The 24,474-nt window shown below is 65.0% G+C and carries 20 protein-coding genes; 3 read left to right on the top strand and 17 right to left on the bottom strand.

The annotated features are described in order from the left end of the window. Positions 1-33: 33 nt before the first annotated feature. The 16 genes from VN706_06190 to VN706_06115 form a co-directional block, all read right to left on the bottom strand. Entirely contained in the window at positions 34-900 is an 867-nt protein-coding gene (locus tag VN706_06190) for an ROK family protein (GenBank protein HXT15199.1), read from the bottom strand. A gap of 57 nt (positions 901-957) precedes the next feature. After that, entirely contained in the window at positions 958-3,228 is a 2,271-nt protein-coding gene (locus VN706_06185; GenBank protein ID HXT15198.1) for a molybdopterin cofactor-binding domain-containing protein, read from the bottom strand. 11 nt (positions 3,229-3,239) lie between these two features. Continuing rightward, complete coding sequence (locus VN706_06180; protein HXT15197.1) at positions 3,240-3,734, bottom strand: (2Fe-2S)-binding protein; 495 nt, start codon at positions 3,732-3,734, stop codon at positions 3,240-3,242. Positions 3,735-3,870: 136 nt separating this feature from the next. Continuing rightward, on the bottom strand, positions 3,871-5,241 hold the full coding sequence (locus VN706_06175) for a dicarboxylate/amino acid:cation symporter (GenBank protein HXT15196.1): 1,371 nt from the start codon (positions 5,239-5,241) through the stop codon (positions 3,871-3,873). 22 nt (positions 5,242-5,263) lie between these two features. Continuing rightward, the gene (locus tag VN706_06170; protein ID HXT15195.1) at positions 5,264-6,769 is read right to left on the bottom strand and encodes an amino acid permease; all 1,506 of its coding nucleotides are present in this window, start codon (positions 6,767-6,769) and stop codon (positions 5,264-5,266) included. Between the two features lie 138 nt (positions 6,770-6,907). Then, positions 6,908-9,415 carry a sodium-translocating pyrophosphatase gene (locus VN706_06165; protein ID HXT15194.1) on the bottom strand — a complete coding sequence of 836 codons (2,508 nt, stop codon included), beginning with the start codon at positions 9,413-9,415 and terminating at the stop codon, positions 6,908-6,910. Positions 9,416-9,673: 258 nt separating this feature from the next. After that, complete coding sequence (locus tag VN706_06160) at positions 9,674-10,543, bottom strand: hypothetical protein (GenBank protein HXT15193.1); 870 nt, start codon at positions 10,541-10,543, stop codon at positions 9,674-9,676. Between the two features lie 203 nt (positions 10,544-10,746). Next, positions 10,747-11,157, bottom strand: a complete 411-nt coding sequence (locus VN706_06155; GenBank protein ID HXT15192.1) for a biopolymer transporter ExbD — start codon at positions 11,155-11,157, stop codon at positions 10,747-10,749. A 47-nt stretch (positions 11,158-11,204) separates the two neighbouring features. Next, entirely contained in the window at positions 11,205-11,687 is a 483-nt protein-coding gene (locus VN706_06150) for a biopolymer transporter ExbD (GenBank protein ID HXT15191.1), read from the bottom strand. Positions 11,688-11,714: 27 nt separating this feature from the next. Then, entirely contained in the window at positions 11,715-12,446 is a 732-nt protein-coding gene (locus tag VN706_06145) for a MotA/TolQ/ExbB proton channel family protein (GenBank protein HXT15190.1), read from the bottom strand. Between the two features lie 42 nt (positions 12,447-12,488). Continuing rightward, a complete protein-coding gene (locus VN706_06140; protein HXT15189.1) occupies positions 12,489-13,211 on the bottom strand; it encodes a TonB family protein in 723 nt (240 codons plus the stop codon). A 216-nt stretch (positions 13,212-13,427) separates the two neighbouring features. Then, positions 13,428-15,038, bottom strand: coding sequence for a HAMP domain-containing sensor histidine kinase (locus tag VN706_06135; protein ID HXT15188.1), 1,611 nt, complete (start codon positions 15,036-15,038; stop codon positions 13,428-13,430). After that, a complete protein-coding gene (locus VN706_06130) occupies positions 14,998-15,741 on the bottom strand; it encodes a response regulator transcription factor (GenBank protein HXT15187.1) in 744 nt (247 codons plus the stop codon). The genes VN706_06135 and VN706_06130 overlap by 41 nt, the downstream gene beginning before the upstream one ends. 227 nt (positions 15,742-15,968) lie before the next feature. Beyond that, entirely contained in the window at positions 15,969-17,402 is a 1,434-nt protein-coding gene (locus VN706_06125; GenBank protein HXT15186.1) for a sigma-54 dependent transcriptional regulator, read from the bottom strand. Further along, positions 17,399-18,847: an ATP-binding protein gene (locus VN706_06120; protein HXT15185.1), complete on the bottom strand. Its 1,449-nt coding sequence runs from the start codon at positions 18,845-18,847 to the stop codon at positions 17,399-17,401. The genes VN706_06125 and VN706_06120 overlap by 4 nt, the downstream gene beginning before the upstream one ends. A gap of 234 nt (positions 18,848-19,081) precedes the next feature. Next, a complete protein-coding gene (locus tag VN706_06115; protein ID HXT15184.1) occupies positions 19,082-19,609 on the bottom strand; it encodes a redoxin domain-containing protein in 528 nt (175 codons plus the stop codon). Positions 19,610-19,723: 114 nt separating this feature from the next. Between VN706_06115 and VN706_06110 the strand changes: the two genes are divergently transcribed. Further along, positions 19,724-20,179, top strand: coding sequence for an FKBP-type peptidyl-prolyl cis-trans isomerase (locus VN706_06110; GenBank protein HXT15183.1), 456 nt, complete (start codon positions 19,724-19,726; stop codon positions 20,177-20,179). Next, positions 20,176-21,282, top strand: coding sequence for an acyltransferase (locus VN706_06105; protein ID HXT15182.1), 1,107 nt, complete (start codon positions 20,176-20,178; stop codon positions 21,280-21,282). The genes VN706_06110 and VN706_06105 overlap by 4 nt, the downstream gene beginning before the upstream one ends. On the opposite strand, the gene VN706_06100 is transcribed toward VN706_06105, so the two are convergent. After that, entirely contained in the window at positions 21,194-21,853 is a 660-nt protein-coding gene (locus VN706_06100) for a porin family protein (protein ID HXT15181.1), read from the bottom strand. The genes VN706_06105 and VN706_06100 overlap by 89 nt on opposite strands. 221 nt (positions 21,854-22,074) lie before the next feature. Between VN706_06100 and VN706_06095 the strand changes: the two genes are divergently transcribed. Continuing rightward, complete coding sequence (locus tag VN706_06095) at positions 22,075-24,459, top strand: alpha-L-rhamnosidase C-terminal domain-containing protein (protein ID HXT15180.1); 2,385 nt, start codon at positions 22,075-22,077, stop codon at positions 24,457-24,459. The last annotated feature ends 15 nt before the right edge of the window (positions 24,460-24,474 follow it).

Genomic DNA, 24,474 nt, shown 5'->3' with positions numbered 1-24,474 from the left:
ACTAAACTGTTGCGGTCTCGAGCGACGTGCAAGTCACGCTTCGGACTCGCTCCACAACCACGCCGCCCCTCGCACCCCGCTCGAGTCGCCGTGCATGTTCTTCACGACGCGCGTCACGACGGAATTAGAGAACACATATCGTGGCAGCAGCATACGTGCGCGGTCAGCCAGTCCCGCCGCATTCGAGATTCCACCGCCGAGCACGATGATCTCCGGGTCGAGCACGTTGATCACCGACGCCAGCCCCCGTGCGAGACGGTCGTGGTACACCGCGTCAATGGCGTCGGTGGCGCGCACCCGCGCCCCGTGGCGTTCGAAACGCTCGCGCTCGACCGCCGGCCCGCTCAGAAATTGCTCGATGCACCCGCGACGGCCGCAATAACATTGCGGCCCGGGATATTCGTCCGGCGTCATCCACGGCAGCGGATTGTGTCCCCACTCTCCGCCAACCGAGTTGGTGCCCACCACGCAGCGTCCATCGATCACGATTCCACCGCCGACGCCGGTGCCAAGGATGACGCCGAACACCGTCGATCCGCCGGCACCCGCACCATCCGCCGCCTCCGACAGCGCAAAGCAGTTCGCATCGTTCATCGTGCGCACCGCTCGCCCGAGCCGCGCGCTCAGGTCGCGCTCGAGCGGATGCCCGATCAACACAGTTGAATTGGCATTCTTCACAAGACCGGTCGCCGGGTCGACGACGCCGGGAATGCCGATGCCAACCGTCCCGCGCGCCTTGGTCTCGCGCTCGATGCCTTCAACGAGTGCGGCGATCGCATCGATCGTTGCGCGATAGTCGCCCTGCGGCGTCGCGACACGCCGGCGCGCCAGCTCTTCGCCGCGAGGCCCAAGTGCGATCGCTTCGATTTTGGTGCCGCCGAGGTCGACGCCGATGCGCATGAAACGATCCGGTCGTGGCGCTCAGAACCGACTGATTCGTCAGCGCCTAAACTCCCCTCAGCCCCACGTGAGATCCGCCTTCGACAGCGGCAGCGAACGAATGCGCTTGCCCGTCGCCGCGAAAATGGCATTGCACAGGGCGGGTACGACCGGCGGCAGCGCCGGCTCGCCGAGTCCCGTCGGGGGGAATTCGGTGATCTTGAAGTTCACTTCAACTGGCGGCGCCTGGCGCAGACGGAGCAGCGGGAAGGTGTTGAAGTTGGTCTGCACCGTGCGGCCCTTGTCGATCGTGATCTCCTGCGCGAGCGCCTCGGCGAGGCCGTCCAGCACGGCGCCCGTTGCCTGATTCTCGGCGTTGCTGGGATTGACGATCTGACTCCCGATGTCGCCGACGACCCAGACTTTATCGATCTTTAAATCACCGCCCTTGGACACGGTCGCTTGCACCACTTCCGCGAAGTAGCCGCGATGCGAGAAGTGGAATGCGACGCCCATCCCGGTGCCTTTCGGCAGATTCTGCTTGCCCCAGCCCGATTTCTCGGCGACCATCTCGAGCACGCCTCGCGCGCGATGGCCATCGAACGACGGAGGCGTGAATCCACCGCGCCCGCCGGCTGGTGCACCGGCGGCGGGTGCCGGAGGCGGCGGCACCGGCTGCTCGTTGGCGAGCAGATCGAGCCGGAACTGTACCGGGTCCTTCCCCGCCGCGTGCGCGAGCTCGTCGATGAAGGACTGCACGGCGAACGCGATGCCGTTGCTGCCCGGCGCGCGAAGCGGTCCGGTGGGCACGCCGCACGGGATGAGCGATTGATCGATCTGGAAATTCGGCACGAAGCGCTGCGGAAACTCGGTCCCGCCCAGGTTCGCGCTCGAGATCGTGCGGCCATTCTCGCCGAATGAAACGAAGTGATCGCGCCACGCGGTCAATTTGCCGCCGGCATCCACGCCGCCGGTGAAATAGTGGAAGCCCGCGGGACGATAGGGATCGTGCTGAATGTCGTCCTCGCGCGTCCAGAGCAGCTTCACGGGCGTGCCGGAAATCTGTTTCGCGACGGCGGCTGCTTCGACCATGTAGTCATTCGCGAGACGACGGCCGAATCCGCCACCGGTGCGCGTGAGATGAATGGTGATGTCATCGGGCTTCACGCCGAGCGTGGCCGCAACGAGACTGCGTCCGCCGCCCGGCTGCTGCGTCGGCGCCCACACCTCGAGTTTACCATCCTTGAATAGCGCCGTGGTGTTCTGCGGCTCGAGGGGCGCGTGTGAAATGAACGGGTAGAAGTACGCGCCTTCGGCGGTGTGCGCGGCGCTCTTGTAGGCCGCGTCGAAGTCGCCGTCCTTGTGGAGATTCTGCTGCGCCGGCTGCTTCGACAACTGGTCCGCCTGCGCCGCGAAGCTCGCGCTGCTCTGCGATGCGGTCGCACCCTCGTCCCACTGCACGTTCAACTTCTTGCGCGCCTGCTGGACCAGCCACCAGTTGTCGCCGACGATGGCGACGCCCGACAGCAAGCCCATGAGGCCGCCCTGCGCACCCTGGTCGACAATGAAGGCGTGCTTCACGCCGGGCTGCGCCTTGATCTCGTCGAGATTCGCGCCCGTCGCCTTGCCGCCGAACACCGGGCACTTCACGTACGCGGCGTAGAGCATGCCCGGCAGCGTGACGTCGATGCCGAACATCGGCTTGCCGCGCACGATGGCCGGAACGTCGACACCGGTGACGCGCGTGCCGATGATCTTGAAGTCTTTAGAGTCCTTTAACTTGAGACTATTCAGATCGGAAGGGGGCGTCAGCGTCGCCGCCTTGGTCGCGAGCGAGCCGTACGTCAGGGCGCGATTGCTCTTGCGATGCACGACCGTGCCGGCCGACGTCTCGAGCTCGTTCTCCGGGACTCCGAGCGTCTCGGCGGCGGCGGTCACGAGCATCGCGCGCGCGGCGGCACCGACCTGGCGCATCGGCATCCAGTTGCTCGGCGTCGCCGTGCTGCCGCCCGCGCTCTGGCCAGGCTGGAATTTCACGCTGTCGTAGTCGCCCTGCTCCACCCGCACGTTCTTCCAGTCCACGTCGAGCTCGTCCGCGATGATCATCGGCAGCGACGTCTTCACGCCCTGCCCGATCTCGGGATTCTTCCCGATGATCGTGACGATGCCGTCGGGTGTGATGCGGATGTAGTTGCCGATCGCGGATTCCGCGGCGGTCGGCGTCATCGCGAACGCGGTCGCGTCTTCACCGAGCGTGAGATAGCTGCCCAGCAGCATGCCGCCGCCGGCGAGCGCGGTGACGCGCAGGAACGAGCGCCGATCGATCTGGGGATTCACGGTGTTGGTCATGGGTGTTTCCCCTATTCCTTCGAGTCGCCGGAGCGTGCATTGCCAACCGTCGCCGGCATCTGCGCCGCGCGGTGGATCGCTTCGCGAATGCGCGGATACGTCGCGCATCGACAAATGTTGCCGTTCATCGCCGCATCGATATCCGCGTCAGTGGGATTCGGTTTGTTCGCGAGCAGCGCGGCCGCGGACATGAGCTGTCCGGCCTGACAGTAGCCGCACTGCGGCACGTCCGCATCCGTCCACGCGCGCTGCAACGGATGCGATCCGTCGGAGGACAAGCCTTCGATCGTCCGCACCTCGGCCCCCTCGACCGTGGAGATGCGCCGCGTGCACGAGCGCGTCGCGGTGCCGTTGATGTGCACGGTGCACGCGCCGCACTGGGCGATGCCGCAACCGAACTTCGTGCCCTTGAGGTCGAGCACGTCGCGCAGGACCCAGAGGAGCGGCATCTCACCGGGGACGTCGACCGTGCGGGACTGACCGTTCACCTTGAATGTGATTGGCATTGCCATTTCCTCCGTTTTTGTCATCCTCGCGACCGAGCGGAGCGAGGGAGTCGAGGATCTGCTTTTGTGTCACGCCGTTCGAACTGCGTTCATGAGAGCAGATCCTCGTCTCGCTTCGCTCGCGAGGATGACGCCGTTACACCCGGTCCGGCGTCCGCACCGCCGGCACCCGCAACGTCTGTCCGACGATCGCATCCACCACCGGCAACGCCGGCTGGTCGAGCGGCTCTCCTTCCCACCGCGCCATCACCACCGTCGCCAGACAATTGCCGACGACGTTGAGCGACGTACGCCCCATGTCCATCAGCGCGTCCACGCCGAGGATGACGGCGACCGCCTGCAGCGGCAAGCCGAACTGCGCGAGCGCGCCCGACAGGATCACCAACGCGGCACGTGGCACCGCGGCCACGCCTTTGCTGGTGAGCATCAACGTCAACATCATCACGAGCTGCGTCGAGATCGGCATGTCGATGCCCGCCGCCTGCGCCGCGAACACCGAGGCGAGCGCGAGATAGAGCGTGCTGCCGTCGAGATTGAACGAGTAGCCCGTCGGCAGGACGAACGCGACAATGCGCCGCGGCACGCCGAACTGTTCCATGCGCTCCATCGCGAGCGGGAACGCCGCTTCGGACGACGCCGTCGTGAACGCAATCAACCACGGCTCGGCTACGGCCTTCACGAACCGCTTGATCGGCACCCGGAAGAGCAGCGCAACCGGCAGCAGCACGCACAGCACGAACACGACGAGCGAGCCGTAAAGTGCGCCAACCAGAATGCCCAGATTCCTGAGCACGCCCAGGCCGCTCTTGGAGACCGTTACGGCGATCGCCGCGCCAATGCCGATCGGTGCGTATGCCATCACGATGTTCACAAACTTGAACATCACTTCTGATAAACTCTCGCAGGCGCTGAGCATGAACGTCTTGCTCGGACCCTGCACCTTCGACAGCGCGACGGCGAAGATGATCGCGAAAAAGACGATCTGGAGCACTTCATTCTTGGCGGCCGCGTCGAAAAAGCTCGTCGGCACGGTGTGCTCGATCAGTCCCGTGAACGTCGTGTGCGTCGAGGCGAGATCGGCGCCTTCTTTCGCCGACGCCGCGCCCAGGTCGATGCCGCGCCCCGGCTTGATGATGTTCACCGCGAGCAGACCCACGACGAGGGCAAGCGTCGTCACCGCTTCGAAGTAGATGATGGATCGCAGCGCGAGCCGGCCCACGCGCTTCATGTCGTCGCCGTGCCCCGCGATCCCCACGACCAGCGTCGCGAAGAGCAGCGGCACGATGAGCGACTTGATCATCCGCAGGAACACGGACGAGAACACGTTCAGGTCCGTTGCGGCCCAACCGCCATGCTCGGCGCGCGCGCTGTCGGGAAACGCCCAGCCGACGATGATGCCGACGACCATCGACACCACGATCCACTGCGAGAGCGTCAGGCCAAGGAACTTGCCCGACTTGGCGGGTGTGCCGTTGCCGGCGGCGGTGGGAACTGCAGCATTCTGCATGAGTGCGCCCTGAAAAAACGTCCTACTCGACGACGACCGGACCCGTGCCGCGACGCAGCGTCGAATTCCGATGCCCGTACACGAAGTACAACACGAGACCGATCACGAGCCACCAGCCGAAACGGACCCACGCCAGCTGCGGCAGTCCCTTCATGACGAATACGCACAAGGCCGCGCCAACGATGCCGACGAAGTGCACGAGCGGCACGCGAAACGGGCGCGGCCGATCGGGATCGGTATAGCGCAACACGATCACGCCGATACAAACCAGGGCGAACGCGAACAAGGTCCCGATGTTCGTGAGGTCGTACGTCTCGTTGGCGTCGCCGATCAACGACCAGAGGGCGACGAATACGCCCGTCAACACCGTCGTGGTGTATGGGACTCGCGATTTTTTGCTCACGCGTGCTGCCCAGCGCGGCAGCAAACCGTCGCGCGCCATCGCGAAGAAGATTCGCGGCTGGCCATACTGGAAGACGAGCAGCACCGCCGCCATCGAGAACACAGCGCCCAGCGCGACGATGCGGGCAATGCTCGTGAGCCCGGTCGCATTCAGCGCGTACGCGAGCGGATCGGCTGCCTTGCCGAGATCCTGCGACGGCACCATGCCCGTGAGCACGGCGCCGATGATGACGTAGATGATGGTACAGATCGCGAGACCGCCCAGAATCCCGATCGGCAGGTTTCGCTGCGGATTCTTCGTCTCCTCCGCCGCGGTCGAGATGGCGTCGAAGCCGATGTACGCGAAGAACACGATCGCCGCGCCCTGATGAATGCCTTTGAAGCCGTTCGGCGCGAACGGATGGTAGTTCGCCGTATTGATGTGCTGCACGCCCATCACGATGAACAGCGCCAGCACGATCAGCTTGACCGCCACCATGATGTTGTTCGCCCGCGCGCTCTCGCGAACGCCCATCAGCAGCAGCCACGTGATGAGCATGACGATCGCGAACGCGGGAATATTAATTAGTATCGGAATGCTACCAATATGCGGCGCGGTCGCCAGCATCCCGTGGATCTTGGGATCGGAGCTGAGCAGCGCCGTGCGATAGCCCGTCGTCGTCCAGTCGGGCAGATGCAGAAAATCGCCCGTGAGCGTTTTGAAATAATCGCCCCACGAGATCGCCACCGCGACGTTGCCGACCGCGTACTCGAGGATGAGATCCCAGCCGATGATCCACGCCACGATCTCGCCCAAGGTCGCGTACGAGTACGCATACGCGCTCCCCGCCTGCGGGATCATCGAGGCCAGCTCGGCGTAGCACAAACCGGCCAGCGCGCAGCACGCGCCGAGCAGAATGAACGACACGACGAGGGCGGGTCCGGCGCCGACGCGGATCACTTCCCCGTTCGGTCCGAATTGTCCCGCGGCGGCCGATCCAATCGAGCCGAAGATGCCGGCGCCGATCACCGCGCCGATCGCCAGCATGATCAGATCGCCGGCACCCAGCGCGCGTTTGAGCGCGTTCGGGTGCTCGCCTTCGTCGAGCAGTGCGGCGATCGGTTTGCGAGAGAAGAGAGTCGCCATTGACTATTAAAAGTTCGTCATCCCGAGGGAGCGAACGCGACCGAGGGATCTCGCGTCACGGTAGTGGGCCTGGCCAATCCGACGTGACATGAGATCCCTCGCTTCGCTCGGGATGACACTATTTGCGCAAGATGCCCACTACCGCGCCGCCACGCGCCCTTCGCTTTCGATGCGCATGCCGTAGAACGAGCGATAGACGAACACCACGGAGATTACGAAGAACACCGCGGCGAGCAGATGGCTCAAGCCCGGGCCATTCCGCTCGGTGAGCGACACCGCCAGCTCCACGGCGAGCAGACCGAACAACGTCGTGAACTTGATGATCGGATTGAGCGCCACCGACGACGTGTCCTTGAACGGATCGCCGACCGTGTCGCCAACCACGGTCGCGGCGTGCAGCGGCGTGCCTTTCTGCTTGAGCTCCACTTCGACGATCTTCTTCGCGTTGTCCCACGCGCCGCCGGCGTTTGCCATGAAGATCGCCTGATAGAGACCGAACAGCGCGATCGACACGAGGTAGCCGATGAAGAAGTACGGCTCGTAGAACGCGAACGCCAAGGTCGAGAAGAAGACGGTCAGGAAGATGTTGAGCATGCCGGCCTGCGCGTACTTCGTGCAGATCTCGACCACCTTCTTCGAATCCTCGACCGACGCCGCGGCGGTGCTCGTCAGGTCCATGTTGGCCTTGATGAACTCGACCGCGCGATAAGCGCCGGTCGTCACGGCCTGCATCGACGCGCCGGTGAACCAGAAGATGATGGCGCCGCCAGTGATCAATCCGAGCAGGAACGGCGGATGCAGCAGCGAAAGGTTTTCGAGATTGGTCGTGAGCCCGTTCGTCAACGCCACGATGATCGAGAAAATCATCGTGGTCGCGCCGACGACGGCGGTGCCGATGAGCACCGGCTTCGCCGTGGCCTTGAACGTGTTGCCCGCGCCGTCGTTCTCCTCGAGAAAGTGCTTCGCCTTCTCGAAGTTCACCGGGAATCCATACTGCTGCTGGATTTCCGCGGCGGCGTTCGGAATCTGCTCGATCGTCGAGAGCTCGAACACCGATTGCGCGTTGTCCGTCACCGGGCCGTACGAGTCGACCGCGATCGTCACTGGTCCCATGCCAAGGAACCCGAAGGCGACGAGACCGAAGGCGAACACCGCCGGCGCGACCATGAGCGAACCCAGGCCCTCGAGACTCACGAAATACGCGATCGTCATCAGGATCATGATCGTCATGCCGAGCCAGTACGCGCTGAAGTTGCCGGCGACGAGGCCCGACAGGATGTTGAGCGACGGACCGCCTTCGCGCGACGACGTCACGACCTCGGCGACGTGCCGCGACTCAGTCGACGTGAACACCTTGACGAATTCCGGAATGATCGCGCCCGCGAGCGTGCCGCACGTGATCACCGCCGAAAGCTTCCACCACAAGGTCGTGTCGCCGCCGAGCTCGGGGATCACGAGCTTCGAGACGATGAACGTCAGCACCACCGACAGGATGGACGTCAGCCACACGAGGAACGTGAGCGGCGCTTCGAAGTTCATCTTGTCGGCGTTCTCGTAGCGTCCCTTCGCGATGGCGGCGTTGATGAGATACGACACGCCGCTCGACACGACCATCATGATGCGCATCACGAAGATCCACACCAGGAGCTGCACCTGCACCGTCGGGCTCTTCACGGCGAGCACGATGAACGAGATGAGCGCGACACCGGTCACGCCGTAGGTCTCGAAGCCGTCCGCGCTCGGACCGACCGAGTCGCCCGCGTTGTCACCCGTGCAGTCCGCGATGACGCCTGGATTGCGCGCGTCGTCTTCCTTCACGTTGAAGACGATCTTCATCAAGTCGGCGCCGATGTCGGCGATCTTCGTGAAGATACCGCCCGCGATACGCAGCGCCGCCGCGCCGAGCGATTCACCGATCGCGAAGCCGATGAAGCACGGACCGGCGTATTCACCCGGAATAAAGAGCAGGATGAACAGCATCAGCACGAGCTCGACCGAGATGAGCAGCATGCCGATGCTCATGCCGGCCGACAGCGGAATGGCGTAGCACGGATACGGTTTGCCGCGCAGCGCGGCGAAGGCGGTGCGCGAGTTGGCGAACGTGTTCACTCGAATGCCGTACCACGCAACGCCGTAGCTGCCGGCGATGCCGATCAGGCTGAACACGAGAATGATGATGACTTTGGCGAGCGTGAAGTGCTGGAGCACGCCGAAGTACAAGGCGATCACCAGTCCGATGAACACCTCGAGCAGCAAGATGAACTTGCCCTGGGTGATCAGATACGTCTTACACGTTTCATAAATCAGTTCGGAGACTTCGAGCATCGAGCGATGCACGGGCATGTTGCGGAGCTTCGTGTACATCACGAAGCCGAACAACAAGCCGAGCGCGCACACCACGAGACCGCCGAGGAGCAAGGAGCGGCCGTTCATGCCCATGAACTGCACCTGGCTCAAATCCGGAATGATGAGATTCGCTTCGCCGCCGGCGGCTTGCGGCGTGGCGGGACTTTGCGGGGCGGTCGCAACTCCACCGGTCGCCTGGGCGCCGAGTCGCGCGGTGGGGAGAGATCCGAACAGCGCTGCCATCATTACGGCGAGCACGATGGGGAGGGTCCGGCGGAACACGTTCTCCATCAGTTTCATCGGTTGTGTTGTCCTTTGGAGTGCCGAGGGACAGAAAGGCAGGGAGTGGCCTAGGGAGTGGCAGAAAAAAAGCCCATGCAACTCATCATGGGCCCTGCACTTTGGGTGGCGGGAAGATATCGGCGCGGGGGGGTATTGGCTAGTCGCTTCGCGATGGGCGCTGGGCGTTGGGCGATGGGCGTAACGGCAAAGGGCGACGGAACAGATTCCGTCGCCCTTCTGTTTTCACGCCCAGCGCCCATCGCCCATCGCCCATCGCTAAAAGTCGTAGACGATCTGCGCCTTCATCCGAATCGGTTTGCCGTCGGGCGTCGTTCCCGGACGGAACTTGGTGTTCTTCAACACCTCTTCCAGACGTTTGTTGTAGCCGCCATCGGGCGTGTGCGTGAATTCCCAATGCAACACGTTCCCCGCTGAATCCACGTCGAACTCGGCGATCATGTGGAAGCCGCGCACCTTGCTCGGATACGGAAGCGGAGGCAGGAACAACTCGGTTGTCGACGGCGGATAGTTCGCCTGCACGCCACCGCCTGTTCCAGGTCCAACACCTGATCCGCGCCCCGGGCCGATGCCGCTGCCGACGCCACCACCCGACCCCGGGCCGCTGCCGTTCGTTCCGTCGTTGCCGGTACCACCGCCTGTGCCGGCGGTCGGTGCCGACGCCTGCGGCGGCTTGGCGTCGGCAACGGTCACCATCGGTGTGGGCGGAGCCGCGATCGGCTGCGCGATCGGCGGCGTTACGAGCGGTTTCGGCTGCGGCGGCGGAATGACCGGCTGCGGAGGGGGAATGACCGGCGTCGCGACGGGTGCCGGCGTGGGCGCCGGCGCGACGGCGACATACTGCACTTTCTCTTGCTCACCGCCCGTTCCGCGATGTCCGCCACCGCCGCCACCGGCGGGTCCGGGGCCGCCGGCGCCTTGCAGCATGTCCTTGAGATTCTTTCCCGCGTGTCCGGCGACGGGATATGCGATCAGCAGGATCAGCAGAATGTGAATCAGCAGCGACACGATGCTCGACGCTCGGCGTTCATCGCCTTTCACCGGCATGCCCGTCGCAGGCAACCGACGCGCGCGGCGCGAAGCGCCTGGCGTTGGTGACGTGCGGTTGGGCTCGGTGTGCTGAGTCATCGAGGAATACCTGCGAGCGGCGGACGCGCCGAATGTCATGGGAAGTTATACGTCAGACGACCCCGAAGGTGTCATAGGCACAAGGCGGAATTGAGACGACGAGGCCCTCTGTTCTCGTGAGAACAGAGGGCCTCGTCGTTGCTTGCGGCGTTACTGCTGTAGCCGGTATTGCCGGTGCAGCCGGTGTTACGAAGCTGCGTGAGCTACTTGCCGGCCGCGGCCGGACCGGTGTCCTTCGGCGGCACGCCAATGATGACGTGCTGGCCGATCGCACCGCGGGCGATGTCCATCGCCTCGATGATGTCGGCGTACTTCGCCTTCGGATCGCCCTTCACGAACAGGATTTTCTCGGGACGCGGATCGTAGATTTCCTTCAACCGCGGACCGAGGTTCGCCGCGCCCTGCACCGCGGCGCTGTTGATGTTGTATTGGCCGTTCCCGTGAACCTCGAGCACGATCTGGTTCGAGTTGTTGTTCGCGGTCGCCACCTGCGGGTTGGGATCGGGCAACTGAATGTCGATCGCCTTGCGCATGGACGGCAGCACGGCCATGAAGATGATCAGGAGCACGAGGAGCACGTCGATCATCGGCGTGACGTTCGGCTCGCTGGACATCGAACCAGCGGAGCCGGAAGCACCCGGAGACCCTGCGGTCATCGCCATTACTTGGACCCTCCCGCAACGGGCGTCTGCGCTTTCGCGTCGCCCGGAACAGTCGAGACCGTGCCGTTCTTCTGCTCGCCGATCATACCGACCACGCGAACGCCGTTGTGCATGGCCACGTCCATCAGGTCGATGACCTTGCCGTAGTCGAGGTTCTTGTCGGCCTTCAGGTACATCACGTAATCGTCGCGCGTCTGATCGACGTAGATGTGCTTCAGCGCCGGCGCGATGTCGTCGTACCGGATCTGCTTCTTGTTCAGGTAGTAGTTGCCACCCTTGTCGATGCCCAGGACCTGATCGGTCTTGTCATCCTCGGGATGGTCCTTGATGTTCTGCGCCTGCGGCGGATCGGCCGTGAAGCCCGCCAAGAGCGCCGGTGCCACCACCATGAAGATGATGAGCAGCACCAGCATGACGTCCACCATCGGCGTCACGTTTGGCGTCGACTGTACACCGCCGCCGCCGCCCGATGACATTGCCATTGGGACTTACCTCCTCAGCGGGGTGAATTACTGCGAGATCGGGCCGCCCGAGGCCGCGTTGAACTCACGGGTGAAGCGCGACCGGCCGAACTCACCCGACACGCCCTTGATGAGGTAGTCGATCATTTCCTTCGACACATACGTCATCTCGGCCGCGAGGTTGTCGATCTTCGTCGTGAAGTAGTTGTACGCCCACACCGCCGGAATGGCGACGAGCAGACCGAACGCCGTCGTGATGAGCGCTTCAGCGATACCACCGCCGATCGCCGCGAGACCGCCCGAGCCCGACTGCGCCATGCCCGTGAACGAGTTCACGACGCCCATCGTGGTGCCGAGCAGTCCGACGAACGGCGCCGTCGAACCGACCGTCGCGAGCACCGCCAGACCACGCTTCAGGTTCGTGAGCTCGAGCAGCATGTTGCGCTCGACCGCGCGTTCCGCCGAGTTGATGTCGGCGACCGTGACCGAACCGTCGGCGATCAGCGGCTTCACTTCGCCGAGCGCGCCACCGAGCACGATCGCGACGTGCGAGCGCTTGTAGCTCTCGGCGAGACGGATGGCTTCCGTGAGGTTGTCCTCTTCCAGGAACTGCGAAAACTCGGGCGCGAACTTGATGGTTTCCTTCTGCGCCTTACGCAGGTTCCACCACTTCGAAACCATGATCGTAAGCGAATAAATGGACATGATCGCCATGACGATAACGATGCCCTTGGCGAAGTTGCCCATCTGATGCCAGAGGCCAAGCAGTGAGAAATCCATACAGACGTATCTCCGTGCGGAATAAGGAGGAGAAGACCCGAGTTACTCGGACTTGGTGAGGTTGAACTGGAACGGCATCTGGACGAGCTGCTTCACCTTTCTGCCGCCCACTTCCGCCGGAAAGAACTTCATGTTCGGCAGCGCGGACTTCACGGCGTTGGTGAAGAGGTCGTGCGTCGACTTGAGCACCTTGAACGTGCTCATGTCGGCGCGGCCCGTCGTGTCGACGACGAACTGAGCGAGCACTTCGCCTTCGACATTGGCCGAGCGGAGCATGTCGGGATAGCGCGGCGCCTGATTGCCCGGCACCTGCGACACCTGCTTCTCCACCTGGAATTCGAAGTACGTCTGGTTGTCGTTGGCCGGCGCCGGCGTGCCGCCGACGACGCCCTTGGCGAAACCACCGGCGGCACCCTTGCCGGTGAAGTCCTCCTCGTTCGTGACCTTCTTCGACAGGTCGATATCCGGGAGGACGTCGGGGATCTTGATTGGCGCGGTCAGCACCTGAAAGCCTTTCGGCGGCGGTGCCTTCATGACCACGTCCGGCGGGGGTGGCTTGGGCTCCTCCTTCGGCGGAGGCGGCTCGTCTTTCTTGACCGTGACGAAGTCGACCTTCTCAGCCTTGGGTTTTTCCAGAGCTTCGCTCGCGTGCAACGTGCCGTACACCGCGGCCGTGATGAGCACGGCGTGAATGACGGCACTCGCGAAGACGCCACCCGCCCGCCGCTGTTTCCTTGCCTTCGACTCGATAAGGTTGTCGAACATGTCTCGCTGGCCTTGATCGGGTACAGGGGGAGAGCTCCGATCCGGCGCATTCCGAGCGTTGGCGCAAAGCACCGAAGCGAGGAACGACCGTTCGAAGTGCGCGGACTGACTCGGGGGATAAGCTATCCCTCGACTCTAAGGACGGAATGGCCGGAAGATTAAGAGTCGATGAAGCCGAGGTTCCTTCTTGCGCGCGACGTGGCCGACGCGTCCGGATCAGCTATCCGCCGACTCCGCCGCGATTTCCGCTTCGGCCTCGTCCGCGACGGCGGGCACTGCGCCGGATGCGCCAGTCGACGCCGCGGTCGCGCTCGGAACGATCGGCAGCACCACGGTAAACATCGTCCCGCGCCCGAGTCGCGACTGCACCGCGATCGTGCCACCGTGCGCGTGCACGATCCACTGCGCGATAGCGAGCCCGAGCCCGAATCCGCCGCGCTCCGACGCGCGCGAACGCACGCGATCGGCTCGCCAGAATCGATCGAACACATGCGGAAGGTCGGCCGCCGCGATGCCGATCCCCGTATCGCGCACGACGATCGCGATCTCGTCGGCGCCACGCCGCGTCGCCGACACCTCGACGTGTCCGCCGCGCGGCGTGTACTTGATCGCGTTCGTGACGAGGTTGAGCAGTAGCTGCCGGAGCCGCGTGCGATCGCCCATCACGATCGCGTTCTCCAGCGACTCGAGTGACTCGAGCGACAGCGTCAGCTCGGCCTCTTCACCGAGAATCGTCGCCGTCTCGTAGACCTCGCGAATGAGCGGCTCGAGCTCCACCGGCGTCCGATGCAGATCGAATCGCCCCTCATCGGCGCGCGCAAGGGTCAGGAGGCTGTTCACGAGATCCGACATGCGCGCGGTCTCTTGCAGCGCTTCCTCGAGCGCGACCAAGCGATCCGTGCCCGCGGTCCCCGGATGCATCGCGCGCTCCACGTCGGCGCGAAGCACCGTGAGCGGCGTCTTGAGCTCGTGACTCGCGTCGGCGGTAAATCGCCGCAGCGCGGCGAACGACGTTTCGAGGCGCGTGAGCATGGCGTTGAGCGTCGTCGTCAGGCGAACGAGCTCGTCGTTCCCTGCCGGATCCGTCGCGAGGCGGCGATGCAGGCTGCGGCCGTCGGTGATCGCTTCGAGCTCGTTGATCAGCTGATCGACGGGCTGAAACACGTTACCGAGAACAGCGTACGCGGCGAGCGCCGAGAGGAGAAAGAGCAGCGGCGCGATGATGATGATCGCCTCGGAGGCTGCCGACGGCAGCAGGTCCGCGAACGACACCGGCTGCGCGACGACGACGCGCGAGATGTTCGGCACCGGATCCTTCGACGACGGTACCGTGTCCGCGACCATGAACAGGTGCTGGCCGTTCTTGAGCGTCACGCGCGCGTCTTCGTTTCGCACGGCGAGCCGCGTCGCGAGTCGATTGACCGCATCCTGATCGTCGGTGCCCAGCGCCTGCATCGCCGACGACGCGTAGAGCAGTTGGTTCTGATCGTTGAAGACGAGGAAATAGCCGGGCAGCCGGTTGAGCATCTTGCGCAGGCGCGCGCTCGACGCCGCGAGAGGCTCACCCGTCGTCGATGTGTAGATGGTGCTCGTCAGCGCGCTGTCCGGCTGCGCGCGCTGCAATTCGTGAATCGCGGTGATGATGCTGTCCGCCGCCGCGATCGGACTGGCCGAGATGTTGTTGGCGGCGCTGTTGCGCGTGGCGCTCAGCGCGATCGCGAACACCACCAGTGTGGCGAACAACAGCGCGGCATACGCCACGACGAGTCGCCCACGCGCCGACACGCTACCGCCGCGGCTCTCGACCCGCGGGCTCGCGTGGTTCACGCGACTCGCGTGATTCACGCGGCTTCGCCGCCGATTCGTCCTTGATCATGTAGCCCACGCCGCGCACGGTGGTGATCAGCCGGCGATCGTGCTTCGCGTCGACTTTCTTCCGCAGGTGATTGATCACCACGTCGACGATGTTCGTGCCGGGATCGAAATGATATCCCCACGCATACTCGGTGATGAGCGTGCGACTCATCACTCGGCCATGATGTCGCATGAGATACTCGAGCACCGTGAATTCCTTCGGCGTGAGCTCGATGAGCTCTCCGGCGCGGCGCACCTCGCGCGTCGCCTGGTCGAGCACGAGGTCGCCGACGGTGAGCGTCGGTGATGCGAGCGCACGCGGCCGGCGCGCGAGCGCTTCGACGCGCGCCAACAGCTCCTCGAACGCAAACGGTTTGGTGACGTAGTCGTCCGCGCCGGCGCGAAGGGCCGTCACTTTCGCGTCGACAGCATCCTGCGCCGTGAGCACGAGGACCGGCCGCTCGAACCCGCGCGCGCGCAGCGCATGAAGCACGTCGAGTCCGGACTTACCGGGCAGGCGCATGTCGAGGATGATGAGATCGAACGCCTCCGATCCGGCACGCCGCTCCCCTTCCTCGCCGTCGGCGACGAGGTCGACGGCCCAGCGCTGCTCCTCGAGACCTCGTTTTACATACTGTCCCACGGTGGGATCGTCTTCGATGACGAGAATGCGCATATGGGGAAAGTATAGCGCGCGAACTGGGCGCTGTCGCGCTGGGTTTGGCCGGCGCGTTGCGCCGGTGGTTCGGCCCGCGCTGTGCGCGGGTGATGAGGTCGGCCGCCTAAGGCGACCAACGTGAGTCCGGCGCTGCGCGCCGATGTAAAAACAGAGAGCGCAGCGCAGTTTGCACCAACCACCGCGCCGCAGGCGCGGCCGCACGTTCGCGGCCTTAGGCCGCGGCCCTAACCATCCGCGCGCGAAGCGCCGCGGTCCTCACCGCCGCCACCGCGCCCCGGCCGTTCAAACCCGTACTCTCTGATCTTGCGATAGAGAGTCTTACTCGAAATCCCCAACACTTTGGCGGCATTCCCCTGGTGCCAGTTCGTTTGCTGCAACACCGCCTCGATATGCTGGCGCTCGAGCTCCGACAGGGTCACCGCCGAGCCAACCGAGGCACGATTCGGCGACGGCGCCGTCACCAGCGGCAAATCCTGCGCGCGAATCTCGTGGCTGCCCGTGCGCGACAACAACACGACACGTTCGATCACGTTGCGCAGCTCGCGAATGTTGCCGGGCCACGGGTACTCCTGCATCAACTCGATCGCGTCCGGCGTCAACGTCGGCGCCGAAGCGCCGCCGAGCTGCGTCAGGAAATGCTGGGCGAGCAGCGGAACGTCCACCGCGCGATCGCGCAGCGGCGGCAGCGCAACGGTCACCACATTCAAGCGATAAAGCAGGTCGTCACGAAAGCGTCCGTCGCGCACAGCCTGCTCGAGATCATGATTGCTCGACGTCACCAGGCGCACCGAGATCTCGACCTTCTGCGTGCCGCCCACGCGGAAGAAGCTCCCGTGCTCGAGCGCGCGCGCAAGCTTCGATTGCAGCTTGGGACTCAGCACGCCGATCTCGTCGATGAACAACGTGCCATTCGCGGCGAGCTCGATCAAACCCGCCTTGCGCGCGATCGCGCCGCTGAACGCGCCACGCTCGTGGCCGAACAGCTCGACGTCGAGCACGCCTTCAGCCAGCACGGTGCTGTCCGCCTCGACCATCGGACCCAGGCGGCCCGACAAACGATGAATCGCGCGCGCGAGCAGCGTCTTGCCCGTCCCGGATTCTCCCGTGATCAACACCGGCGAATCCGTCGTCGCGACGCGCTCGAGCAGCGTGAGCACCGCGTGCATCGGCGCGTACTGCGTGATGACTTCAGGCGTCGCATCCACGCGCGACAAGCGGGCCTGCAGATACTTGTTCTCCCGCGCGAGCTGATGCTTCTCCCATGCGCGCCGCACCAGCACGTCGATCTCCGCCATGCGGTACGGCTTCGCCATGTAGTCGTACGCGCCAAGCTTCATCGCGGTGATCGCCGTCTCGACGGTGCCGTTGCCCGTGATGATGATGACTTCCGGCGGATCCGCCTCAGCGCGCAAATGCTTGAGCGTCTCGAGACCGTCCATCTCGGGCATCACGATGTCCACGAGCGCGACGTCGAATGCCTCATCGCGCACGGCTTGCAGCGCCGCCTTGCCGTCGCCGACCGACTTCACGTAGTGGCCGCGCCCGCGCAGAAACGTCGACAGAATCTGCGCGAGATTCTCCTCGTCCTCGGCCACGAGCACGCGAATGCGGCCGGCCGTCGTCGCGGTGCCCGAAGGCGGCGTGAAGCGGTCCGTCATGCGGCGGTCGCCGGAAGAATGATGCGGAAGACGCTTCCCTCGCCCACGACGCTGTCCACCTCGATGCGCCCTCCATGCTCGTTGACGATGGCGTAGCAGATCGAGAGCCCCAACCCCATGCCGCGCGCGGGCGACGACTTCGTGGTATAGAACGGCTCGAAGATCTTCGTCCGGTCCGAGCTTCGAATGCCGTGGCCGTGATCGACCACCTCGGCGATGGTGAGATCTTCCTTGTCGTCGTTCCGCGTGCGGAGCGTCACGACGCCCTTGTCTTCCATCGCGTCGAGCGCGTTGAGAATGAGCGCCATGAAGACCTGCACCATCTGCTCCTCGTTCGCCCATACGGGCTTGAGATGCGCGCTGCGCTCCACGCCCACGAGCACGCGCCGAAAGCGCGGATGATGTTTGACCAGACGCAGCGTCTTGTCGATCACCGCGTTGACATCGACGATCGCCTTTGTCGTCGACTTCGGCCGGCTGAAATCGAGCAGTCCGTCGATGATCCCCTTGCAGCGATACACTTCCTGCTGGACGAGATCGAGCGACTCCTTGAAGTCCTGCGTGTCGCGCGCCGGATCGAGCGAGCCCTCATCGATGCCGAGCGTGAGCGATTCCGCACAGGCGCCGATCGTCGCCAGCGGATTGTTGAGCTCGTGCATGACACCGGCCGCCAGCGTGCCGATCGCCGCCAGCTTTTCCGCTTGGGCGAAGCGCTCCTCGGCCTGCTTCCACTCGGTGATGTCCTCGCCGATGGTGATGATGTGCGACACTTCCTTCTCGTCGACGTGCATCGGGATCTTGCTGATCCGATACGTGCGCGACTCGCCGAACGACGTCGACTCGATCGGGAACTGCTGCATCTCACCCGTTTCGAACACGCTCTCGAACTCGCTGCGCAGCAGCTCCGCGGGCTGGCGATGCAGAATCTCGAAGATCGTGCGGCCGATCGCTTCCTCGCGCGACACACCTTGCAGGCCCGTCTCGCGCTTGCGGTTCCACGCCTGAATGCGATAGGCGCGGTCGATGACGTACAAGCCGACCGGCAGCGAGTCGATGATCTTCTCGGTGAATCGCCGCTGCTCGTCGATCTCGCGCGTGCGCGCCGCCACTTCGGACTCCAACCGATGCGCGTATTCCGCCGCGCCGAGTGCGGGCGCGAGCAGGTCGGCGACGGTGGAAATGAACAGACGGTCTTCGGGCGCGAGCTCGCGGCCGGGACGCACCGAGATCGCACCGAGCTGCTGTCGTCCGGCGAAGAGTCGCGCGGCGGCGAACGCAGAATCCGCCGCGACGTCGCCCTGCCGGAGCTGGTCCTCGACCGCGCGGGCCGGCGTGTCGTCACCGGCCACGCTCCACGCGCGCCGCAGCCCGTCCAGGCCATGCAGCCACAACGTCGCCTGCGCGCCATCCAGCTCGCTCGCGACCGCCGCGAGAATACCGGGCATCACCGCGCCCACCGAGTCACCTGTGGCCAGGGCGGACGCGATCTCCGCGAGCGCCGTGAGCGTCCGCGGGATGGGTTTGGATGGGCGATGCCTGATGGGAGCGGTTATGAAAACCTCGGACTCGCCGTCGGGTCGAGGGTCGCTGGCAGGGGGGACAACTTGACCGAAAACACCGTGTGATAGACGTGTCGACACGGCCAATCGCAACCGTGATCGCGCTGTATCATCTTGTGTCTAAGCCAGTTTATCGATCTGGGCCAGAAGTTCGGCGTCGCTCCGACGGTTACCCGGGTTCTCCTCGATATGTTCCCACCGTACTATCCCGTCCCGGTCGAGGAGGAAATAGGCTCGATTTGCGAAAAAACGCTCTTCGAGCAGCACGCCATACGCGCGAGACACGTCACGGCGGAAGTCGCTCAGCAAGTCCGTCTTCATGCCATGCTTCGCCTTGTACTCCTTGAGTGAGTACGTGTGGTCGACGCTGATCGGCAGAATGACGACGTCACGCTGCGCGTACTGGTCGTAGTCGTCGCGCATCTCGCACAACTCCGCGGTGCAGGTGCCCGAGAACGCGAGCGGGAAGAACGCGATGAGGACCGGTTTTCCCCGCAGACTCGAGAGCGTCACGTTGTCGCCCGAGGTCGACGGCAGCGTGAAGTCGGGAGCGGGCTGTCCGACGGCGGGGACCGGTTGCGATGCGGCAGCAGGTGCGGCAGCAGGTGCGGCAGCGGTTGCGGCGGTAGCTGTAGCGGTAGCAGTCATTTTGCGCGCGAGGCTCCAGTTGCTCTAGTTTCGTGGATTATGGAATCTAGAACCCTTTTGCGTTTCGCCAGCCGGAAAAGGCTCCTAATTGTCGTTGCTATCGCTGCGGTCGGCGTGCCCGGCATCGGCGCGTGCGGTGGGGGCGGCGGCGGAGGCGGAGCATCGAGCGCGAATCAGGCGCCACAACCCGTGGGCGAGGTCGAGCGAACACAGTTCGCCCCAGACCTTGGCGTCGATCTCTCGAAGATGATCCGCCGGCCGTCGGGCCTGTACGTCGAGGATCTCTCCGTCGGCACGGGACAAGTCGCGGCGCGCGAACGTACCGTGGTCGTGCGGTACGTCGGCTGGCTTCCGAGCGGCAAGACGGTGGATCAAGGGGAGATCACGGTCGCCCTCGGCAAGAACCAGGTCATTCGCGCGTGGGAGGACGGGCTGCTCGGCATGCGCGTTGGCGGACGGCGATTGCTCGTGACGCCGTCCGCACTGGCGTACGGCGGGCGCGGCGCGGGCGACGCCATTCCGCCGAACAGCGTGCTGGTGTTCGTTATGCAATTGCAGTCGGTGTATTGACGGACACTCATTCCGACTCTCGTCGCATTCCTTCGCTCGACGGGCTCCGCGCGATCTCGATCGCCGCGGTGGTTTCGTCGCATCTGCTCTGGCACGGCGAGACGGGCCCGCATGCGCTGATTCGTACCGCGCTCGGCCGCATGGGCGTGCAGGTGTTCTTCGTCGTGTCCGGATTTCTGATCACGCGTCTCTTGGTACGCGAGCAGGGGGCGCGGGGGCGGATTTCACTCGCACGCTTTTTCCAGCGGCGCGCCATACGCATTCTGCCGCCGTATCTCGTGTACGTCGTCACGGTGGTGGCGATTTCGCGCCTGGTCGCCGTGCCGATGCCGCGCGCTGACGTCGCGCACGCGCTGACGTTCACGATGAACTTCGCCAGCGACCGCTCGTCATGGGTGCTGGCTCATGGCTGGTCGCTGTCGACGGAGGAACAGTTTTATCTGGCGTGGCCGCTGCTCGCGGTGGCGTTCGGCTGGACGCGCACGCGTTGGCTGGCGGCGGTCGTTGCGGCCGTGCCGTTCGTGCAGTTCGCCGTCACGGGTGCGCTGCCGTCGATTCACTGGTTTCCGAACGGCGTCGACGGTATCGCCGCGGGGTGTCTGCTCGCGCTGCTGTGGGACGACCCGCAAGCGTCGCGGGTGCTACGACGAATGACGACCGGTGCGACGCCGCTCGTCGCGTTGGCACTCGTGATCGCGCGCATCGCGCTCGCACCGTATCACGTCGGGACGCTTCTCGAAACGCTGTCGGGCGGCGCGATCGCGATGCTCGTTGCGCGCGTCGTGCTGCACCCCGGCGGCTTTGCGTCCGCGCTCAACGCGGCACCGGCCGTCTGGCTCGGAAAACTGAGCTACTCGCTGTATTTGTGGCAGCAACTCTTCACGCGTCCCACCCTCGAGCGCGAGCCGCTGCCCTTCCCGCTTGCTGTGGCGTGCGCGCTCGGCTGCGCGGTCATCTCGTACTACGCCGTGGAACGCCCGCTGTTGGCTGCTCGCGCACGCCTGCGCGCGCCAATCAGTGACGCAGCGAGACCGGCAGCTCCAGCCCGACTCCAAACGTCGTGGCGCGACTCGTTGCGTCGTGCGATTTCTCGACGTGTGTGAACCCGCGTTCGTATTGCGCGGTAACGAGCAGCCGAGCGGACCCGGTGGAAGCGCGTAGTCCCAGGCCGCCAACGGCGCTCCAATCGAACGACTGAAACTCGATCGTCCCGTTGGACAGCGTCTTGGCGTCGGCGCACGTCACGCGCTGCGTCGCTCCAGTGGCGTGCGCCGTTGCCACGAGTGAGCAACCGCTCCGAAAGTTCGCGCTAGGTCCGCCAAACGCGACGACACCAAGCCGGCTCGCGCCGCCGAAATCATACCGCGCGAACAGCGGCACTTGAACGAAGTCGATTTGGACCACGGCCAGGTCGCCGGTGTCCGGCTCCTTCCGTTGCCATCCCTTCCCCGAGAACAAACCGCCCGTTTGGAGCGACCAGTCGGCGCCGAGCGGGTAGGCGACGTACGCGCCGTACGTCCCGGCGCGACGATTGGAGATGTCGCTCAAATCCGAGCCCTCGACGTGAGCGAGATTCACACCGCCCGATACGCCAATGCGGGCCACCCCCGATTGCGCTTGGAGGGCCACGGCGATCGGAAGTATCAGGAGGAACGAGAGGACGCGAGCAGGCATGGAAGCCTCGTGGTGAGAGGGAGCTTTTCCTTTACGACGCCGACGCGGGTCGAATCCCTACCCAGGCCCGCGAGATTTGAGGCCGCGCGATCTCGCGGGCCCATTCATGGATTCGTAGAATTGTTCGACCTTCCGAGGATCCTCCCTTCCGCACGCTCGCGCCAACGCAGGCGACCCTCCGCACATCGTACCTGGGGTTCATTGTCGCCGCCCTTCTCTCGTTGGGTGCCGCGTCGGCGTGCGCGCAATCGTGGACGGCGCGGTGGATCTGGGCGCAGAGCGGCCAAGCGAATCAGTGGGTGGCGTTTCGGAAGACCGTCACGCTCGCGCGAACACCGAGCAGTGCGCCGACGCGCATTGCGGCCGACACGAAGTACTGGCTGTACGTGAACGGAACGCTCGTCGTGTTCGAGGGCGGCCTGAAAGGCGGTCCGACACCCGACGCGATCTACTACGACGAGATCGACCTCGCGCCGTATCTCCAGGCGGGTCGCAACACCATTGCGTTGCTCGTCTGGACGCTCGGCAAGGACGGCTACTCGCACCATGCGCGGAGCGCGAACGCCGGCGGCCTTCTCTTTCAGAGCGACGTCGCGGAGGGGCCGGCGATCGCGTCGGATGATTCCTGGCGTGCGACCGTTCATCCCGGATACCAGCAGGAGACCAGCGGACGCCAGCCGAACTTTCGGTTGCCCGAATCCAACGTGTACTTCGACGCGCGGGCCGGCGCGCCGCTCGAGGGCTGGACCGCCGCGGACTTTAACGATTCCTCATGGCCGCCGGCGGCCGATCGAGGGAGCGCGGGCGCCTCGCCGTGGGGTGCGCTGCTACCGCGCCCCATCCCGCTCTTTCGGTTCACCGACGTGCTCCCGTACACGAGCGTCTCGACGTCGCGCTCCGGTTCGACGACCATCGCGGTCGGACATCTGCCGTCGAACCTGCAGATCACGCCGTATCTCAAAGTCGACGCACCGCCCGGCGCGACGATCGCGATTCAAACCGATCGCTACATGGACGGCGGCGACGCCAACGTACGGGCGACGTACGTGACGCGCGGCGGCGTCCAGACGTTCGAATCGCCCGGATGGATGTCGGGGACCGCCGTGCAGTACCAGATTCCCGCCGGCGTGCAGATTCACGTACTCGGCTATCGCGAGAGCGGATTCGCCACCGACCTCGCCGGCTCCTTCTCGAGCAGCGATGCGTTTCTCGATCGCCTGTGGCAGAAGGCCGCGCGCACGGTGTACGTGAGCATGCGCGACAGCTACATGGATTGTCCGACACGCGAGCGCGCGCAGTGGTGGGCGGACGAGGTGAACGAGATCCGCGCCGGCGCGTACGTGTTCGACACGGCGGCGTATCGGCTTGGCGGCAAGGGCGTGCGCGAACTGGTCGCGTGGCGGCGTCCGACCGAGGAGCTGTATTCGCCGGTGCCGACGGGCGTGTGGCAGGCGGAGATGCCGCAGCAGATGCTCGCCTCGATCTGGGGAGCGTGGCGGTACTACATGCTGAGCGGCGACAGCGCGTGGGTCCCGGGCGCGTATCGCGCGTTCGCCGACTATCTCGATCGCTGGTCGCTTGGGCCCGACGGACTCGTCGTGCATCGCGCCGGCGACTGGGACTGGCAGGACGCGGGCGACGCCATCGACGGTCCGTTGTTAGAGAATGCATGGTACGCAATGGCCGCGCATGCCGTCGCGGAGATGGCACGCATCGTCGGCAATACCGCCGACGAAGCGCGGTGGCGTTCGCGCGAATCGACCGTCTTCGCCGGCTTCGACGCATTCTGGGACGCGTCGCGTCAGGTCTATCGGTCGCGACACTATCACGGCGACGCGGACGATCGCGGCAACGCACTGGCCGTCGTTGCGGGTCTCGTTCCGGCGCTGCGATATCCCGCGGTGACGCGCGCGTTGCGCGATCACGCGAACGCGAGCCCGTATCTCGAGTTCTACGTCCTCGAGGCGTTGTATCAGATGGGCGCGCCCGATGTCGCGGTCGCGCGCATGCATTCGCGATACGCCGCTGAAGTGGATGGCAACGAGGCTGGTCCGACGTTGTGGGAATCGTGGGACGGCCGCGGCACGCGCAATCACGGATGGAACAGCGGACCGTTGCACGCGCTCTCCGCCTACGCGGCGGGCGTACGGCCCCTCGATGCCGGCTTCACCCGCGTGGAGATTCAACCCCAGCCCGGCGCATTAGCAAATGTGAAAGCGTCGGTGCCGACGGCGCGCGGGACGATCGGCGTGGACGTGACTTCGAAACTTTCAGGCACCAACACCAGCGTGACGCTATCGGTCGACGTGCCGAATGGCGTGAGCGCGCACGTCGCGGTGCCATGGGGGAGTCTGCTGTCCGGACGCATCGTCGCGAACGGGACGGAGGTGGACATCGACGGCGTTCTGGAAGCGATGCCGTCGGGTCTCACCGCGGCCCGCGACGACGGACAGTCGGTCTGGTTCGACGTCGCGCCCGGGCGGTGGGTGTTCGAGCGGACTGGTGTCATGGCCCCGCCGCCGCCGCCGCCGCCGTTCGGCCCGGCGCCCAAGTCCGTTCGCCCGCCGAGTGTCCTGGGGACGCACAACGGCCAGCCTTCGCGATGAAGGCTGGCCGTTGTC

This window comes from Gemmatimonadaceae bacterium (assembly GCA_035606695.1).
GTDB lineage: Bacteria > Gemmatimonadota > Gemmatimonadetes > Gemmatimonadales > Gemmatimonadaceae > JAQBQB01.
This window is presented reverse-complemented; position numbering and strand designations above follow the sequence as displayed.

Coding starts and splice junctions, on each gene's coding strand:
- VN706_06190 (HXT15199.1), bottom strand. CDS start 900: ATGCGCATCGGCGTCGACCTCGGCGGCACCAAAATCGAAGCGATCGCA.
- VN706_06185 (HXT15198.1), bottom strand. CDS start 3,228: ATGACCAACACCGTGAATCCCCAGATCGATCGGCGCTCGTTCCTGCGC.
- VN706_06180 (HXT15197.1), bottom strand. CDS start 3,734: ATGCCAATCACATTCAAGGTGAACGGTCAGTCCCGCACGGTCGACGTC.
- VN706_06175 (HXT15196.1), bottom strand. CDS start 5,241: ATGCAGAATGCTGCAGTTCCCACCGCCGCCGGCAACGGCACACCCGCC.
- VN706_06170 (HXT15195.1), bottom strand. CDS start 6,769: ATGGCGACTCTCTTCTCTCGCAAACCGATCGCCGCACTGCTCGACGAA.
- VN706_06165 (HXT15194.1), bottom strand. CDS start 9,415: ATGAAACTGATGGAGAACGTGTTCCGCCGGACCCTCCCCATCGTGCTC.
- VN706_06160 (HXT15193.1), bottom strand. CDS start 10,543: ATGACTCAGCACACCGAGCCCAACCGCACGTCACCAACGCCAGGCGCT.
- VN706_06155 (HXT15192.1), bottom strand. CDS start 11,157: ATGTCCAGCGAGCCGAACGTCACGCCGATGATCGACGTGCTCCTCGTG.
- VN706_06150 (HXT15191.1), bottom strand. CDS start 11,687: ATGGCAATGTCATCGGGCGGCGGCGGCGGTGTACAGTCGACGCCAAAC.
- VN706_06145 (HXT15190.1), bottom strand. CDS start 12,446: ATGGATTTCTCACTGCTTGGCCTCTGGCATCAGATGGGCAACTTCGCC.
- VN706_06140 (HXT15189.1), bottom strand. CDS start 13,211: ATGTTCGACAACCTTATCGAGTCGAAGGCAAGGAAACAGCGGCGGGCG.
- VN706_06130 (HXT15187.1), bottom strand. CDS start 15,741: ATGCGCATTCTCGTCATCGAAGACGATCCCACCGTGGGACAGTATGTA.
- VN706_06125 (HXT15186.1), bottom strand. CDS start 17,402: ATGACGGACCGCTTCACGCCGCCTTCGGGCACCGCGACGACGGCCGGC.
- VN706_06120 (HXT15185.1), bottom strand. CDS start 18,847: ATGCCCGGTATTCTCGCGGCGGTCGCGAGCGAGCTGGATGGCGCGCAG.
- VN706_06115 (HXT15184.1), bottom strand. CDS start 19,609: ATGACTGCTACCGCTACAGCTACCGCCGCAACCGCTGCCGCACCTGCT.
- VN706_06100 (HXT15181.1), bottom strand. CDS start 21,853: ATGCCTGCTCGCGTCCTCTCGTTCCTCCTGATACTTCCGATCGCCGTG.